Annotated in this window: 19 protein-coding genes; 16 read left to right on the forward strand and 3 right to left on the reverse strand. The window is 59.7% G+C overall.

From position 1 onward, the window contains the following. Positions 1-73 precede the first annotated feature (73 nt). From AB4Z52_RS01825 to AB4Z52_RS01845, 5 genes are all read left to right on the forward strand, one after another. Positions 74-517 (forward strand): hypothetical protein, encoded by a 444-nt coding sequence (locus AB4Z52_RS01825; protein WP_442216185.1) that lies wholly within the window; start codon positions 74-76, stop codon positions 515-517. 44 nt (positions 518-561) lie between these two features. Next, positions 562-1,827, forward strand: coding sequence for a cell envelope integrity protein TolA (locus AB4Z52_RS01830; protein ID WP_442216186.1), 1,266 nt, complete (start codon positions 562-564; stop codon positions 1,825-1,827). A gap of 121 nt (positions 1,828-1,948) precedes the next feature. Further along, positions 1,949-2,347, forward strand: coding sequence for a DUF2325 domain-containing protein (locus tag AB4Z52_RS01835; RefSeq protein WP_442216187.1), 399 nt, complete (start codon positions 1,949-1,951; stop codon positions 2,345-2,347). Then, positions 2,344-2,649, forward strand: coding sequence for a hypothetical protein (locus tag AB4Z52_RS01840; protein ID WP_442216188.1), 306 nt, complete (start codon positions 2,344-2,346; stop codon positions 2,647-2,649). Before AB4Z52_RS01835 ends, AB4Z52_RS01840 begins: the two co-directional genes overlap by 4 nt. Before the next feature lie 11 nt (positions 2,650-2,660). Continuing rightward, complete coding sequence (locus AB4Z52_RS01845; protein WP_442216189.1) at positions 2,661-2,975, forward strand: antibiotic biosynthesis monooxygenase family protein; 315 nt, start codon at positions 2,661-2,663, stop codon at positions 2,973-2,975. 31 nt (positions 2,976-3,006) lie between these two features. Here AB4Z52_RS01845 and AB4Z52_RS01850 read toward each other — a convergent pair whose 3' ends face one another. The 3 genes from AB4Z52_RS01850 to AB4Z52_RS01860 are packed head-to-tail and all read right to left on the reverse strand — an operon-like array spanning position 3,007 to position 4,833. Further along, complete coding sequence (locus tag AB4Z52_RS01850) at positions 3,007-3,384, reverse strand: DUF423 domain-containing protein (protein WP_442216190.1); 378 nt, start codon at positions 3,382-3,384, stop codon at positions 3,007-3,009. A gap of 7 nt (positions 3,385-3,391) precedes the next feature. Next, positions 3,392-3,781 (reverse strand): globin domain-containing protein, encoded by a 390-nt coding sequence (locus AB4Z52_RS01855; RefSeq protein WP_442216191.1) that lies wholly within the window; start codon positions 3,779-3,781, stop codon positions 3,392-3,394. A gap of 8 nt (positions 3,782-3,789) precedes the next feature. Then, the gene (locus AB4Z52_RS01860; protein WP_442216192.1) at positions 3,790-4,833 is read right to left on the reverse strand and encodes a substrate-binding domain-containing protein; all 1,044 of its coding nucleotides are present in this window, start codon (positions 4,831-4,833) and stop codon (positions 3,790-3,792) included. A 134-nt stretch (positions 4,834-4,967) separates the two neighbouring features. On the opposite strand from AB4Z52_RS01860, the gene AB4Z52_RS01865 reads away from it, so the two are divergent. From AB4Z52_RS01865 to AB4Z52_RS01915, 11 genes are all read left to right on the forward strand, one after another. Continuing rightward, complete coding sequence (locus tag AB4Z52_RS01865; protein WP_442216193.1) at positions 4,968-6,002, forward strand: Gfo/Idh/MocA family protein; 1,035 nt, start codon at positions 4,968-4,970, stop codon at positions 6,000-6,002. A 49-nt stretch (positions 6,003-6,051) separates the two neighbouring features. Then, positions 6,052-6,918, forward strand: a complete 867-nt coding sequence (locus AB4Z52_RS01870; protein WP_442216635.1) for a sugar phosphate isomerase/epimerase family protein — start codon at positions 6,052-6,054, stop codon at positions 6,916-6,918. 81 nt (positions 6,919-6,999) lie between these two features. Continuing rightward, entirely contained in the window at positions 7,000-8,232 is a 1,233-nt protein-coding gene (locus AB4Z52_RS01875) for an ABC transporter substrate-binding protein (protein ID WP_442216194.1), read from the forward strand. Between the two features lie 220 nt (positions 8,233-8,452). Beyond that, positions 8,453-9,355 (forward strand): carbohydrate ABC transporter permease, encoded by a 903-nt coding sequence (locus AB4Z52_RS01880; protein ID WP_442216195.1) that lies wholly within the window; start codon positions 8,453-8,455, stop codon positions 9,353-9,355. Then, positions 9,352-10,179, forward strand: coding sequence for a carbohydrate ABC transporter permease (locus tag AB4Z52_RS01885; protein WP_442216196.1), 828 nt, complete (start codon positions 9,352-9,354; stop codon positions 10,177-10,179). Before AB4Z52_RS01880 ends, AB4Z52_RS01885 begins: the two co-directional genes overlap by 4 nt. Then, positions 10,176-11,246, forward strand: a complete 1,071-nt coding sequence (locus AB4Z52_RS01890) for an ABC transporter ATP-binding protein (protein ID WP_442216197.1) — start codon at positions 10,176-10,178, stop codon at positions 11,244-11,246. Before AB4Z52_RS01885 ends, AB4Z52_RS01890 begins: the two co-directional genes overlap by 4 nt. A gap of 624 nt (positions 11,247-11,870) precedes the next feature. Beyond that, positions 11,871-12,434: a TetR/AcrR family transcriptional regulator gene (locus tag AB4Z52_RS01895; protein ID WP_442216198.1), complete on the forward strand. Its 564-nt coding sequence runs from the start codon at positions 11,871-11,873 to the stop codon at positions 12,432-12,434. Between the two features lie 19 nt (positions 12,435-12,453). Further along, on the forward strand, positions 12,454-12,795 hold the full coding sequence (locus AB4Z52_RS01900) for an SMR family transporter (protein ID WP_442216199.1): 342 nt from the start codon (positions 12,454-12,456) through the stop codon (positions 12,793-12,795). Positions 12,796-12,963: 168 nt separating this feature from the next. Further along, positions 12,964-13,749, forward strand: coding sequence for a ThuA domain-containing protein (locus AB4Z52_RS01905; RefSeq protein WP_442216200.1), 786 nt, complete (start codon positions 12,964-12,966; stop codon positions 13,747-13,749). 9 nt (positions 13,750-13,758) lie between these two features. Continuing rightward, positions 13,759-14,802 carry a Gfo/Idh/MocA family protein gene (locus AB4Z52_RS01910; RefSeq protein WP_442216201.1) on the forward strand — a complete coding sequence of 348 codons (1,044 nt, stop codon included), beginning with the start codon at positions 13,759-13,761 and terminating at the stop codon, positions 14,800-14,802. A gap of 200 nt (positions 14,803-15,002) precedes the next feature. Then, positions 15,003-16,199, forward strand: a complete 1,197-nt coding sequence (locus AB4Z52_RS01915) for a helix-turn-helix transcriptional regulator (protein WP_442216202.1) — start codon at positions 15,003-15,005, stop codon at positions 16,197-16,199. Positions 16,200-16,360: the final 161 nt, after the last annotated feature.

A 16,360-nucleotide genomic window follows, 5' to 3' on the forward strand; every position in this document is an offset into this window, starting at 1 on the left:
ATGCTTTTCTAAACAAGCAATAGGAGACTTTAATTGTCAAGTTTGTTTTTCACAGCGAATTCAGGGGAATGGGATGGCCGGGAAGAGAGAGATTGCCTTGTTGACAGGCTGGCTTCTGGTAGCGACGTCGGCGTCTGCCCAACAGCCTGTCCCCAACGGCAACGATAAGGGCGGTGACAAGCTCAACGTAGCGCTGAATGCGTTGGCGCCATCCGCCAAGGGCTGCATGATGACTTTCGTCGCGGAAAACGATCTGGCGACACCGATTTCCAAGATCGCTTTCGAACTGGCACTCTTCAACGACAAGAATGCCGTCGACCGCATCACGGTGCTTGATTTTCGCGATCTGCCGGTCGGCAAGAAGCGTGTGCGCCAATTCGATATGCCGAACGTGAAATGCGAGGGCATCAGCCGCGTCATCATCAACGATACGACCGTTTGCGACGGGCCGGCCGCTGGCGAATGCAAGGCTGGGCTCGCTACGCGGTCTGAGACTTCAGTGCCTTTCGAGGGCTGAGGCCCGGTCAACTCCACAGCCCCCTCACCAATGGATGCACAACCATGGCGCCTTCGGCGAAATCGACATCGAGGAGGATTGCCGTTGATCCGCGAATAGGTCGTGTCGTCAACGACAATAGTCCCGGGATCATTCCGGGCCACTCGCTTTCCGATCTCGATGGCATTGCATGCCAGCCGTCCACCGAGCCTGTCGTCGATGATGGGGACCTCTCCGAGATCGCGTCCTTTCCAATTCATCAGGCTGCGAACACAGCCGCGTCGGTCCCATCGATCGGCGCCTCGGTAGAGCGCCAGGTTAGGCCCAGCCGGCCGACCGGAAGACGCGTCACCTTCGCCTGTTTCGGCTCCCTGCTTTTTCACGCAGCGTTGTTTGCCACATTGGTGACAACCATGGGTGCTGTGCCTGAAGATCCCGAGGAAGAGGCTGGGGGAGCCATCAGCGTTGTCATGCTGGGTGATTCCGATGTCGGCCAGACGGCCGCTGGCGAGAAGAACAAACACCTGGAGCCGGAAAAAATCGTCGCCGAGACTGTTCGATCTAAGGTGACGCAACCGGTCGAAACGGCAGAGACGGAGGTCCAGTCGACCGAAGCTCCGCCCTTTGCGGCCGATTCTGTGGAAGCGGCCGCTACAGAGCCGGTGCAACAGGTGTTGCCGGAAACCATCGCCTCTGCCGAGCCGGAGGTGTTGACCTTGCAGGTGCCGGCCGAGACAACCGTGGCCCAGACCGCGCAGGTCCAGCCGGCTGAGACGCCGCCGGCGCAGGTCGCGCCGTCCCCCGTCCAACCAATGGAAAGAGCCGTCGATTCCGCAGTGCCCCCGGTGCAGCCCGTGATCAAGATCGTCGAGAGGCGTCCTGATGTGGTGAAGAAGCAGCCGCCAAAATCGGTCAAGGCGAAGTCCGGGTCGGAAGGCAGCGGCGTCGAAGACAAGCGCAAGGGTTTGTCCGATGGGCGAGAAGACGGGCAATCGAACGCGAATTCGCAAAGCGCTGTCAGCAGCGCAGGCGCGGGCAGTGCGGCGGTTGCCAATTATCCCGGCAAGATCGGGTCGCGAATCCGTCGCTCCCTTCATGTCCCGGAGGAATACAAGCGAATGACCGCATTGTTGAACGTGCGGATTCGTATGACGATCGGCGCAGGCGGCGAAATTGCAGCGCTTTCCGTTGCCCGCAGCTCTGGAGTTCCCGAGTTGGACAGTTCGGTCATCGACGGAGTGCGTCGCGCGGCACCATTTCCGCCTCTTCCTCCCGAATGGGGCAAACCAAGCTGGTCGTTTACCCAGGAGGTTCAGGTGACGGGGGATTAGCGACGTCTAAAAGATGATAAAAATAATCAACTTTATACTAGACTTCAAAAATCAAGTTTTATACGGTCGCTGGCAGCCGGTCGATTCGGCTGAGAAAACAGGCCAATAAATGGGGTGACGCATGGCGCGCAGGGGCAAGAGGGACTTCCAACGCGAAGTCCGCCAGGAGGAAGTCGTGCCTGAAGCATCCGGCAAGTCCCGGCTGGACGGACAAAGCTTCCTCTACGTTGGCGGTCGCGATTGCCAGGTCGCGCATCTGCGCCAGATAGCCAGCAATTTCGGCGCGGAACTGATCCACCATGACGGCGGGCTGCGCGAGGCAGTGTCGCGTATCGATACCGTCCTGCCTTCGGTCGACTGCGTTTTTTGCCCGATCGACTGCATCAGCCACGACGCCTGCCTCAGGGTGAAAACCGGCTGCAAGCGGCACGGCAAGACTTTTATTCCGCTGCGCAATGGCAGCAAGTCAAGCCTCGAGCGGGCGCTTCACACCATGAATGACCAGGATCCGGCGCTATGAGCGATGACGGCCAGGACAGCTTGAAGAGGGACGACGCAAAGAGGGACGGCGTCACGATGATCGGGCTGCACAGGCTTGACGGCTACAAGGCTCAGAGCTCAATGCCGGAGGTTCAGGCGTCCCTGTCTCGTCGCGACGATCTGGCCCGCCCATCCAATGTCATCGCTTTTCCGCTGGCGACGGCGCGATTTCCCGACGGCGCTTGCCCGCTCGCTCTCGGGCCGGGTGTCGCAGACGGCAGGAATGTGGTTGCCTTTGCGCGGCCATCGCGCAAGACTTCGGGTCGTTCCCGCAAGGATTGAAAGGTCTGCACATGTTCATCGCCATGAACCGCTTCAAAGTCGCCGTCGGCTCAGAAGGCGAATTCGAAACCATCTGGAGAAATCGCAAGTCGCGGCTTCCTGAGGTTCCGGGCTTTGTGGAATTCCGTCTGCTGCGCAGCAAGACCAATGAGGAGGAGGAATATACACTCTTTGCCTCGCATACAGTCTGGCGCAGCGAGGAGGATTTCCAGAACTGGACGAAATCCGAAGACTTCCGTGCGGCGCACCGCAATGCCGGTGATCATAAGGCGGTCTACAAGGGCCATCCCGTGTTCGAGGGCTTCAACGCGGTTGATGGGATCTGATCCCGACGCTCCTATTCGTAAACACTCGATCCTAAACCGTCGATTCGGTCTTTTCCCCAAAGACTGCGCCGAGCGCTATCGCCAACCAGCCGGCCATCATTGCAAATCCGCCGATGGGCGCTGCCATCGGGAAAAGGCCGGAACCCCGGAAGTACAGCGTAATCACGTCGCCGGAGAAAAGCAGGTTTCCCAATCCGAGCAGGATGGCGGCAGGAGCTGCAGTCCTGAGTTTTCCAAAGCAGGTGTAGAGCGCGAGGAGTGCAGGGGCGTGCGCCAGGCACATTGTGGATGCAGAGGCGAGCAGGTGCGTGTCGCCGCCTGCATGAGCAGCGGCCGCGGAAAGGGCGACACCGGCACAACCGAAAATGCCGGACAACAGTGGGATGAGCGGTTTGACATAGCGGTTCACGACGGCTCTATTCCTTGTTCTGCATATGGTGGGCAAGGCGTTCGACCGGATCCCAGATGATTGCCCGCAGCTTTTCATTGGCAATTGTATCTTCCATCGCGCGACGGAAACAAAGCAGCCATTCGTCGCGCTCGGCGGGTCCGATGGCGGCGTCGAAATGACGGCCGCGTAGGCGGGGATGGCCGCGTTTTTGGGTATAGAGCGGCGGACCGCCGAGATAGCCTGTCAGGTATTCGTAAAGCTTCTCACGGCTTCCCTCGAGCGTCGGGGGATGAACGGCGCGGCAACGCGCGGCCTCGGGAAGTGTGTCCATCAGCTCGTAGAAGCGGGTGGTCAGGGCGCGAACGACAGGCTCCCCGCCAATCGCCTCGTATAATGTGATGCTGTCTTCGCTCATCTCGGGCTCTATCCGTCTTTCCCCAGCTGAAAGCCGTCGCTCTCTCCGGGGACGAGTTCGAGCGGCCAGATGCGGCTGCGTGCGCCTTCGGGATAAAAGTGGCTATAGGCCGGCATTGTGGCGAGCAGGGTTTCGGCGAGCTCGACACCGAGGTCGGGCAGGGACATCCTGAAGCAGGTCAGGGTCGGCTGGAGGAATTTCGCGCGCGGCTCTTCGCGGAAGCCGATGACGGCAAGGTCGCGGCCGGGAACGACGCCCGCCTCGTTCAGCCGTCGATAAAGGCCGATCGCCATGAGTTCGTAGATCAGGATCACGGCCGTCGGCCGGTCCTTGATGAGCAGGATTTCGTGGGCGGCTTGATAGCCGCCCTGTTCGCTCGATTTCACCCGGATGACCAGGGATGGATCGAAGGCGATGCCGTGCCGCTCGAGCGCGCGACGGTAGCCGTCGAGAAAGATGAAGCCAAGGTTGATGTCGTTGGAGGGTGCCGCGATGGCAATGCGGCGGTGACCGTGAGCGACCAGCCGATCGACGGCACTGTTGGCGACGCCGTCGAAATCGAGGTCGATCCAGGGATAGTTGCTGCCGGAGGTGCTGCGGCCGAGGGCGACGAAGGGGATCTTGGTTCGCGACAGGAGGTCGATGCGCTTGTCGATGCGTTGCGTCGCGGAAATGATCATGGCGTCGACGACGCGGCGTGCCACCATGCGCTTCAGATATTCGTGCGGGTCCTCGTCGCTCGGGCACGGGAGCATGATGAGGTCGAGCTTGTGACGCGAAAGGACGTTCTGCAAGCCGCCGGTCAGGCCAAGGAAGAAGTTGTCGCCATTCTCAGTGGTTTCCTTGCTCATTTCGAGCATCAGACCAATGACGTTCGTCGTTCCCTGTCTCAGGCTGCGGCCGGATTGATTGGCGACGTAGCCCAGTTCCTCGGCGGCAGCGAGCACGCGCTTGCGTGTTTCTTCGTTGACGTCGGGCTTGCCGTTCAGGGCGCGAGAAACGGTTCCGATCGAGATGTCGAGGTGTTCGGCAAGCTGGCGAATTCCCTTCATCGGCGGCGATTTTCCTCCTGATGCCACTTTCCTGATTTCCCCTCTATTGACACAGCAAAATGTTTTCGCATAGGATCGTAAACGTTTACGGAATGCGTGTCATGCGGAGTTGACACCATTACCTGGAGGAAATCGTGAAATTCAGTGCCATTCTGTGCGGGTGCGGAGCTATGTCGAAAGGTTGGCTGCGCGCTATCGCTGCGACCACCGCTCTTGCAGATGCCATCACCGTTGTCGGTCTGGTCGACCTCAACGCTGCGACTGCCGAAAGCCTTGCCAAGGAGTTCGGTCTTGAGGGCGCCGTTATCGGCTCCGACCTTTTTGACGTCATCGACAGGACCAAGGCCGACGTGGTCTTCGACGTCGTCATTCCCAACGCCCGCTTCGGCGTCGTTTCGACCGCTCTGAAGGCCGGATGCCATGTGCTCAGCGAAAAGCCGATGGCGACATCGCTGGCCGAAGGCGCAGCGCTCATCGATCTTGCGGCTGAGACCGGCAAGGTTCACGCGATCATCCAGAACCGCCGCTTCATCTCAGGCATTCGCCGCCTGCGTCGCTTCGTCGAAAGCGGGGCGATCGGCGATCTTACAGGCATTCATTGCGACTTCTTCCTCGGCCCGCATTTTGGCGGCTTCCGCGAGGAGATGGACAATGTGCTTCTCCTTGACATGGCGATCCACACCTTCGACGCTGCTCGTTTCGTCTCGGGCAAGAGGCCGCTCGCGGTTTATTGCCTGGAGCAGAATCCGAAGGGGTCCTGGTACAGGCACGGTGCCTCCGCCGACGCGATTTTCGAGTTTTCCGACGATGTTGCCTTCACCTATCGCGGCTCGTGGTGCGCGGAAGGCAGGCGGACGAGTTGGGAGAGCGCATGGCGGCTGACCGGGACCAAGGGCATGCTCACCTGGGATGGCGAAGCGACCTTCGAGGCAACGGTTGCCGGCAATGAGCCCGGTCTCCTTCATGGCTTCACGCCGGTTGAGGTTCCCGGGCCCGAGTATGACGCGGAAACGCATGGCCATGCCAGCGTCATTTCCAGCTTCATTGAGGCGATCCGGACCGGCAAGCGGCCGGAGACATCAAGCAGCGACAATATCAGGAGCCTTGCCATGGTTCTCGGCGCGATCGAAAGCGCCAGGACCGGAAAGCGCATCGAAATTTCAGCCTAAGAGGATAGAGATCGTGACAAAATCCGCCAATTCCATTCGTATCGGCACCATGGTCAAGGCAGCCAGCGAGGATGCCGCCGCCCGTATTTCCAAGATCGCCGACATGGGCTTTGAAAGCTTCGAGCCGTTTTTCTGGCAGACGACCAATGGTCAGGATCTGGAACAGCTCGGCAAGCGTTGCGTCGACGCGATCGGCGGCCGCGACATCACCATTTCGACGCTCGGCATGTTCGGCAATCCGCTCGAGGAAACCGAGATGGACTTGCAGACCTTGCAGGGTTGGAAGGATTGCATCGACAATGCCCATCATTTCGGCGCGACCTGCGTTGCGGGCTTCACCGGCCGCATCCGCAACAAGCCGCTGACCGACAGCCTGCCGCGCTACAAGCGGGTGTGGAGCGAGCTTGCCAAGCGGGCCGCCGACAAGGGCGTGAAGATTGCGTTTGAGAACTGCGCCATGGACGGCAACTGGGCGACCGGCGACTGGAACATCGCCCACAACCCCGATGCCTGGGAACTGATGTTCAACGAGACGCCGGATGACAATATCGGGCTTGAATGGGAACCCTGCCATCAGATGGTCTACCTGATCGAGCCGCTGCCGCAGATCCGCAAATGGGCGTCGAAGATATTCCATGTCCACGGCAAGGACGCGACGATCCGCTGGGACGTCATCAAGGAGCACGGCATTTTCGGCAAGGAAAAGTTCGTCTTCATGCGCACGCCCGGTTTCGGCGACAGCAACTGGACCGACATCATCTCGGAGCTGCGCCTTGCCGGTTGGTCGGGTTCGATCGACATCGAGGGCTGGCATGATCCGGTCTATCGCGATGCGTTCGAAATGACCGGCCAGATCCACGGCCTCAATTATCTGAAGAAGAGCCGCGGCGGCGAGTTCGTTGCCGATCCGGCTTGACGAAACATTCGCAGTGCATGCCTGTGGCCGGATTGAGGAACGCCGGCCACTTGAACTGGATAACCAAGAAGGAGGAGAACCATGGGTATCCGTAAACTTATGATGCTGGGCGTCGTCGCCCTTGCAAGCGTGTCGGCTTTCGGGCTTTCGGCCAGGGCAGCAGACACGACGATCACGGTCTGGTCGCTGGACAAGGACATCCAGCCGGCGCCGAACCTGGTCAAGGAATTCAACGCCCTTAACAACGGCATCAAGGTCGAATATCGCGAGATCCAGTTCGACGACGTGGTCAGCGAAGCGATGCGCGCCTACTCGACCGGCCAGGCGCCTGACATCATCGCCGTCGACAATCCCGACCATGCGCTGTTTTCGTCGCACGGCGCCTTCCTCGACCTCACCGACATGATCTCGAAATCGACGGTCATCAAGCCGAGCAATTATTTTCCCGGCCCGCTGAAATCGGTGATGTGGAAAGACAAGTACTTCGGCGTGCCGAAGGCGACCAACACGATCGCGCTCTACTACAACAAGAACCTGTTCAAGGCCGCGGGCCTAGACCCAAACAAACCGCCGAAGACCTGGGACGAACTTGTCGCTGATGCGAAGAAGCTGACGGATCCTGCAAAGAATGTCTACGGCATCGCTTTTAGCGCCAAGGCGAACGAGGAAGGTACTTTCCAGTTCCTGCCCTGGGCTCAGATGGGCGGCGGCGGATACCAGAACATCAATGCCGATGGCGCCGTCAAAGCTCTGGGCATCTGGAAGACGATCATGGACGAGAAACTGGCGTCTCCCGACACGCTGACGCGAGGACAGTGGGATTCCACTGCGACCTTCAATGCCGGCAACGCTGCAATGGTCATATCCGGTCCTTGGGAACTCGACCGCATGTTGAAGGACGCGAAATTCGACTGGGGCGTCGCGCTTCTGCCAGTGCCGCAAGAGGGGGCCAAGCGCTCCTCGGCCATGGGCGATTTCAACTGGGCGATCTTCGCCAACAGCAAGCATCCGGCAGAGGCCTTCAAGGTGCTCGAATATTTCGCCTCGCAGGATGACAAGATGTTCAAGAACTTCGGCCAGCTGCCGGCCCGCTCCGACATCGCGATCCCGCCGACAGGCAACCAGCTCAAGGACGATGCCCTGAAGGTCTTTGTCGAACAGTTGAAATATGCTCAACCGCGCGGTCCTTCGCCGAACTGGGCGAAGATCTCGAAGGCGATCCAGGATGCCATCCAGGCGGCGTTGACCGGCCAGATGTCTCCAAAGGATGCGCTCGACCAGGCTGCGGACAAGATCAAGGCCGTGGAAGGCTAAGGTCGCTTGTGCTTTACCCTCCCCTTGATGGGGAGGGTCGGCACGCAGTGCCGGGGTGGGGTGATCCCTTGTGACACCCAAAAGTCACCCCCACCCGCAGCTTCGCTGCGACCTCCCCCATCAAGGGGGAGGTGAAGAACCGCAGTATTTCGTTTCCTCCCGGTAGGGGCTGTCTCGTTTCGAACAAGAGGCGGCCCCGATCGGGCAATTGGGGGGAGCCATGAGAAGAATTCTGTCCAGCCTGACCGACGGCCGCGGCTTCGACATTGTGCTCGTCGTCTTTCCGCTGGCCTTCCTGTTCGTGCTGTCCGGCCTGCCGTTGATCTACAACGTGTTGATGAGTTTCCAGCAGGTCGACATGTTCAGCATGGGGACTTTCGTCAGGCCCTTCGTCGGTTTCGAGAACTATATCGACCTGTTCAAGCAGACGGAGACTCGCGGCATCCTGATGAATACGGGGACTTTCGTGGCGGCCTCGATCGCCGGGCAGTTCCTGATTGGCTTTGGGCTGGCACTGTTCTTCTGGGTCGGGTTTCCCGGCGCGTCCTGGCTGCGCGGCCTGTTCCTGGTTTCCTGGGTCATGCCCGGCCTCGTCGTCGGTGCGGTATGGAACTGGATCCTCTCTGGCGATTTCGGAGTGCTGAATTTCATCCTCAGGGAAAGCGGTGTCATCAGCAGCAACATCTTCTGGCGATCGGACCCGCACTATTCGCTATGGGCGGTCATACTTGCCAATATCTGGCTCGGCACGTCGTTCAACATGATCCTGCTGTCGGTCGGCCTTTCGGGCATTCCCAAAGACCTGTTCGAGGCGTCGGAACTGGATGGCGCCAATGTCTTCCAGCGGTTCTGGACGATTACCCTGCCGATGATGCGTTCGACGATCGGCGCGGTCATTTCCCTCGGGCTGATTTTTACGCTGCAGCAATTCGACCTGTTCGCGGCGATCACCGATGGCGGTCCGAACAACTCCTCCAATGTCGCGCAGTTCTGGGCCTGGGATCTTTCGTTCCGCCAGTACGATTTCGCCAAGGGCGCCACGATCTCGGTCATCATGTTGATCTTCGTCATGGCCGCGTCGGTGATCTATGTGCGATCCACCCGTCATGAGGTGAGAGGATGAGCGATACCTTCCGCAACCGATTGATGTTCTTCGTCGCGCTGTGCCTCGCGGTCGTCTATCTGTTCCCGCTCTACTGGATGTATGTCAGCAGCCTGAAGACCGGCTCGGCCATGTATGCGACGCCGCCGAGCTTCTGGCCGTCCGAGCCGCAGTGGAGCACCTACAGCGATGTCTGGGCCGGCCGCAACATGGCGCGCTATCTCTGGAACTCGCTGCTGATCGCAGTAAGCGCCGTGGCGCTGATCTCGGTCTTCGGGGCCGGCTGCGCCTACGTCCTTGCACGGTATCGAAGCCGCTGGGTCGATGTCGGGCTGTTCCTCATCCTTCTTCTACAAGTCCTGCCGCCATCCCTCATGGTGACGCCGATTTTCGTCGGCTTCTCGCAGATCGGCCTGCTCAACTATCCAAGGCTGGCGGTCGTCATCGCGATTGCCGCCAACAAGATGCCGTTCTTCGTCGTGCTCGTTCGCGCGACGTTCATGAGCGTGCCGATGGAACTGGAGGAGGCGGCGCTGGTCGATGGTAATTCGCGGATCGGCGCGTTCTTCAATATCGTCCTGCCGCTTGCCCGCAATGGCATCCTCGTGAGCGCCATCCTGATTTTCATGCAGGCCTTCGGTGAATTCGTCTATTCCAAATCGATGATCCAGGCCGCGGAACTGCAGCCTGCAAGCGTCGGCCTGAACACCTTCATGGGGCCGAACACCAGCGACTGGAACAAGATCATGGCCTATTCCACGATCTACGTGACGCCCATTCTTGCGATCTTCGTCCTTCTACAGCGCCGTATCGTTTCCGGCCTCACTTCGGGAGCCCTCAAATGAGCCTTCAAATCGAACTTTCCGGCGTCAACAAATATTACGGTGCCTTTCATGCACTGAAGAATATCGATCTCGCTATCGAGGACGGCACGTTCGTGGCGCTGGTCGGTCCCTCCGGCTGCGGCAAGTCCACGCTGCTGCGGTCGCTTGCCGGGCTCGAGACCATCTCGGGCGGCGACATGCGGATCGCCGGGCAATTGATGAACAACGTGCCGCCGCGCAAGCGCGATGTCGCCATGGTGTTCCAGTCCTACGCCCTCTATCCGCACATGACGGTCGAGGAGAACCTGACCTACAGCCTGCGTATCCGCGGCATCAAAAAGGCCGATGCACGCAGGGCGGCAGCCGAGGTGGCCGAGACGACCGGGCTTTCGCAGCTGATGAGGCGCTATCCGCGTGAGCTCTCCGGCGGCCAGCGCCAGCGCGTGGCGATGAGCCGCGCCATCATCCGCCATCCGAAGGCATTCCTGTTCGACGAGCCGCTGTCCAATCTCGATGCGGCATTGCGCGTCCACATGCGCAAGGAAATCCGTTCGCTGCACGATCGGCTGCACGCGACTTTCGTCTACGTCACCCACGACCAGATCGAGGCGATGACGATGGCCGACCATGTCGTCGTGATGAAGGACGGGGTCATCGAGCAGCAAGGCGCGCCTCTCGATCTCTACGACATGCCCGCTAACAGGTTCGTTGCAGGCTTCATCGGGTCGCCAGCGATGAATTTCGTTCCGGCCATCGCTGTCGAAGATGGGAAAAGCCTGGCGCTGGATTTCGGCACGGTCAAGCAGACGCTTGCCATCAGCCAGACGCTGAGGCCGGGTCAAAAGGTGCTGGCCGGGATAAGGCCGGAGCATGTTGCGGTCGTCGGACAGGGGCAGGGAAGCTTCGATGTTCCAGTCGGCTTCGTCGAATCCACCGGCTCCTCGACGTTCATTGCAACCTCGACGCGACCCGAGCTCACCATCGTCGAGACGGGGCGTGACCGGGTGCGGGCCGGAGACACGATCGGGCTCTCGATCAGGCCGGAGCAGGTTCACCTGTTCGACGTGGTCACCGAAAGACGGATATGACGCGAGACTGACCAAGGGGTTTGCTATTTGCCGCCTGGTCGTTACGCTCTCCGGCTTATGCGCCAGGGCCGCCCGGTCGCCGGCATAAACCACCACGGATGCAATGTTTAATAGAAATTAACGTGTATATTAAATTTATGCACGCTTAGATGATCTTATCTTTTCGATTATTTTCTCGAGATATTGAGAGGAATTGGATATGCCGAACACGCTCGGACCGGGCGAAGAGCTGGGGAACAACCAGACGCTGCTCCCAAGCAATCGCCAATAGGAATTGTTCCCTCAGCGTGACGGAAATCTGTACTTTATAAAGTGCCCGGGCATAGGGTAGTCTGGTCGACAGCGACAAGCGGCCGGGACATAGATAGGATCGCAATAGCGCGCGACGGCAATATGGTTCTCTACCATGCCAAAGAGTGGCCCTGCTGGATGTCGCACACGCTTGGAGGGCCTGGGTCCTGTCTGGTACTGCAGGATTACGGTGATCTTGTCATATGCTGGCCGAGTGAACCGGTGTGGGCCAGCAATATCCGCTAGCCGGCGGAATTCGCGCTCCCCAACACGGGGATGATGTCCGGAGAGACGTATATTGACAAAACCGTCCGGACGGTATGTTATGTTGATATGTCCGACGCGCACCACAGAAGAAAGCAGCCCGTTCTCGTCCGCCAGCAGTTGCTGGAGGTCGCGGCGAGGCTTGCTTCCGAGCAGGGAATGGCGGCAGTCACGCTTGATGCCGTCTCTGCCGCCTCGGGCGTGAGCAAGGGCGGATTGCTGCATCATTTTCCCAACAAGAATGCCCTGCTCGAAGGGTTGCTCGATAGCCTTCTCAATCAACTTGATGCGTCGATCGAGGAGGGGATGCGGAGCGATCCCTTGCCACATGGGCGCTTCACCCGCGGCTATCTCGGTGCAGTCCTGGCTCTGCGTGACCAGCCGGAGGAGAGCCGGCGCTGGGCGCAGGTCACCATGGCGCTGTTGACGGAGCCGAGGTTGCGCCAGCGCTGGCGCGACTGGGTTCGTGAGCGCAGCGAAGAGTATGTCGGCACCGATTCCTCGATCGATGCGCAGCTCGTCCGGCTTGCTGCCGACGGGCTTTGGCTTGCCGATCTTCTCGACTGCCATGAGAGTGGCGACGAGGCCCGAAGGGGTCTTGTAGAGCGCCTGATCGAACTCTCTAGCAAGTAACATTTCGGGAGATACCTCAATGGCGAATGTTTCCGTCTACGCGATGCTCTGTGTCGCGATCGTGCTCGAGGTGATCGGCACGACGGCGCTGCAGATGTCGCAGCAGTTCACGAGGTTCGGACCTGTCGCGGTCTTGCTTGTCTGTTATTCGGCAGCGTTCTATTGCCTGTCGCTGACCTTGCGCAGCATCCCCGTGGGCATCGCCTATGCGATCTGGAGCGCCTTGGGAATTGTACTGATTTCAATCGTCGGTCTGGTCTTCTTCCGCCAAAAGCTCGATCTTCCCGCCGTCATCGGACTGGCCCTGATCATAGCCGGCGTTCTCATCGTCAACCTGTTCTCGAGGTCCGTTTCGCACTGAGAAAAGCCCGCATTTCCATCGGCCGAATTTTGCCTTTGTCAAATCGCGGCGGCCGCTCTATGTCTTCGTCTGAAGCATCAGGACAAAGCGCTTAGTGCCAGCGTTTCCCAAAGCGCTTTGGTTGATCCTAACCCATTACGTGGCCATGATTTTCAGAGGAGCATCAGCATGGCAATCCGCACAGTTGTCTGGGGGGAGAACATTCATGAGAAGACCAACGAGGTCGTCGCCGGAATCTATCCCGAAGGCATGCACACGACCATTGCGACGGCCCTGAATTGGGATCAGGGCATCCATGCGACGACCGCGACGCTCCAGGAGCCGGAGCATGGGTTGACCGAGGCAAGGCTGAAGGACACCGACGTGCTTCTTTGGTGGGGTCACAAGGATCACGGTGCCGTCGATGACGAGATCGTCGAGCGCGTCGCCAGGCGCGTGTGGGAAGGGATGGGGCTGATCGTTCTGCACTCCGGCCATTTCTCGAAGATATTCAAGCGGCTGATGGGCACGCCCTGCGCGCTCAAATGGCGGGAGGCCGGGGAGCGCGAGCGCCTTTGGGTTATCAACCCCCGCCATCCGATCGCGGCCGGGCTGGACGAGAGTTTCGTGATCGAGAACGAGGAAATGTACGGCGAGCAATTCTCCGTGCCCGAACCGATGGAAACGGTGTTCATTTCCTGGTTCCAGGGCGGCGAGGTGTTCCGCTCGGGTCTCACCTGGCGCCGCGGCGCCGGTAACATCTTCTATTTCCGCCCCGGTCACGAGACCTATCCGACCTATCACGACGCCAATGTCCGCAAGGTGCTGATCAACGCGGTGAAATGGGCGCACAATCCGCTGGGAACACAGGCGACCATCCACGATGCCCCGAATGTCCCGGTCGAAAAGGCGCTGGAGCCGATCGTCGAGCGCGGCCCGAAACTGCACCAGGCCGGCGAAGTCGGTTATCGCTGAGGTTCATGAATGCGTCTCATTATCATCGGCACCGGCGGCATGGCGAAGAACCAGGTCGAACACTTTAGCCATATCGAGGGGGTCGAGATCGTCGGCGCCGTCGATACGGATGCCAGCCGGCTTGCGGCCTTTGCCGACAAGTTCAAGATCGAGAAGCGGTTTCTATCGCTTGACGAGGCGATCGCCTGGGGCGATTTCGACGCGGCATCCAACGTCACTCCCGATCGCGCCCACCATCCGACGACGTTGCCGCTGCTTGCTGCCGGCAAGCATGTGCTTTGTGAAAAGCCGCTTGCGGAGAATTACGAGAAGGCGCTCGAGATGACTGAGGCTGCGGAGCGGACTGGTGTCATCAACATGGTGAACCTTACCTACCGCAATGTCGCTCCCTTGCAGCGGGCGCGTGAGATGGTGATCGCTGGCGAGATCGGCACCGTCAAGCATGTCGAGGCGTCCTACCTGCAGAGCTGGCTGGTTTCGAAGGCCTGGGGCGACTGGCGTAGCGAATCCACCTGGTTGTGGCGCCTGTCGACCGGCCACGGCTCGAACGGCGTGCTCGGTGATGTCGGCATCCACATCCTCGATTTTGCCGCCTATGGCGCGGCGACCGATATCGACCATGTCTTTGCGCGGCTGAAGACCTTCAACAAGGCGCCGGGCGGCCAGATCGGCGAATATATGCTCGATGCCAATGACAGTTTTGTCATGTCGGTCGATTTTGCCAACGGCGCTCTTGGCGTGGTGCATGCCAGCCGTTGGGCCACCGGCCATCTGAACGAACTGAAGTTGCGCATCTACGGCGAACGCGGCGGGCTCGAAATCACCCACCGGCCCGGTGAGTCCGAGCTCCGCGGCTGCCTTGGCGAGGACGCGGAAAGCGGGATCTGGACGACGATCGACGTGCCGCCGGTGCCAACAAACTACCAGCGTTTTGCCGATGCGGTCGCGACCGGCGTTCCGCAGGATCCGAATTTTCGCCACGCGGCAAACCTGCAGAAGGTCCTGGACCTGGCGATGGTCACGGAAAGAGAGCGACGCGAGCTCAAGGTCTAAGCGCAGTGCCTGCCCCTGCGTAAGTCAAAACATCGAACGGCCGCCATTTGGCGGCCGTTTTGCTTCACAATTGATGCAACCGACCACGTCGAAACTTCGCCTTTCTGCGAATATTCCAAATCTCAGAGCACTTACGTCATTATACGTATGCATAAGGCCAGTATTTCCCGTTATGGTCCTGAGATAAAGCAGGACCATTCTTGCCTGAGTTGCGCGAGCACAGCGACATCGGCGGAAACAACTGGGAAGGCATGCATGAAGCGACACTCGTGGCAGGCACGGAGGGATCAAGGCTGATGCGTTTTGACGTGGAGGCGCTCGATCGTGTGTCCGATGAGTTTTTGACGGCGGCGCTGAACCCTTTGCAATGGCCATCCGTTCTTAAAAAGGTCTCAGTCGCCAGCGGCTCCTACGGCATCAACGTCGTGCCGATCGCCGGCCGTGTCCTGGACAGCATCATCGAAACGGAAAGCCTGAAGCCGGCAATGGCGCGCTACTTCGAGGATGAATGGAACCAACGGGATTTCCGGGCCCTTCAGGTGCCGCGGCTTGTGCGGGATGGCGTAGTCCTGGAGCAGGATTTCGCCTCGGCGGAGCAGTTCGATACCCTCGACTATTACCAGGCGCAGGTGGAATTCGGCCTGCGTTGGACGGCCATGATCGGTTTTTCCAGCGGCGATGATCTGCTCGTTTTCGCTCTCCACCGCCAAATCCACGATGGTCCGTTCGACCGCGAGGAGGCGGCCATCCTGCAGCACATAAGGCAGAAGCTCATGATCTCCGCGACAATGATGCGTGACATATCGGCAAGCGCGGTCGGCGGCATGTCGGCTGCATTCGAGATTGCCAATGTCGCCTGTATTTTCTTTGACAGGCTGGCAAGGGTGACGACGATCAATGATAGGGCGAAGGCCTTGCTCGGGACCGATCTGCAGATCACAAATGGCGAGTTGCGTCCGGCCTGCGGGGAGGATGCTGCTGCCTTCAATCGCCGCCTCAAGTCCGTTCTCGGCACGGCCGTCTCGTTCGAGGCTGATGAAGATGGCGTGTTGTTGTTGAGAAGAGCCGGCAAGCGGCCGCTGATTGCGCGCATCCAGCGGATCGGCGGCGACGTACAGGACATCTTCTCCCATTCTTGCGCGCTCGCCGTCATCGAGGACCCTGAAGAACGTGTTCAGCAGCGACCCGGCACCCTCAACAAGCTGTTCGGCCTTACCCGTGCGGAGGCGGAAATCGCCCAGCTCCTGGCGCAGGGAATGAGTGTGCAGGAGATCGCCTCACATCGCGGCATCAGCTACGAGACGGCCCGCGCCCACCTTAAATCGGTCTATCGAAAGACCGAAACCAACCGGCAGTCGGAACTGTCTTTGCTGCTTGCAAAGATCAGGATGAGTTGACGCCTATCTCTCCACCCCCTCCGTCCTAGCGAAGAGCCGTTCTGCGGCCGTGCTGGAGGCTCAAAAGCCCGCCTGCCATAATACCGCCCGTTTCGCGTTCGCCTTTCGCGAAAGCCGCCGCGTTTCGATCGCTTTGTCTGATCGTCGATTCGCCAGGCGAT

The organism is Rhizobium sp. 2YAF20 (assembly GCF_052114685.1).
Classification (GTDB): Bacteria; Pseudomonadota; Alphaproteobacteria; order Rhizobiales; family Rhizobiaceae; genus Rhizobium.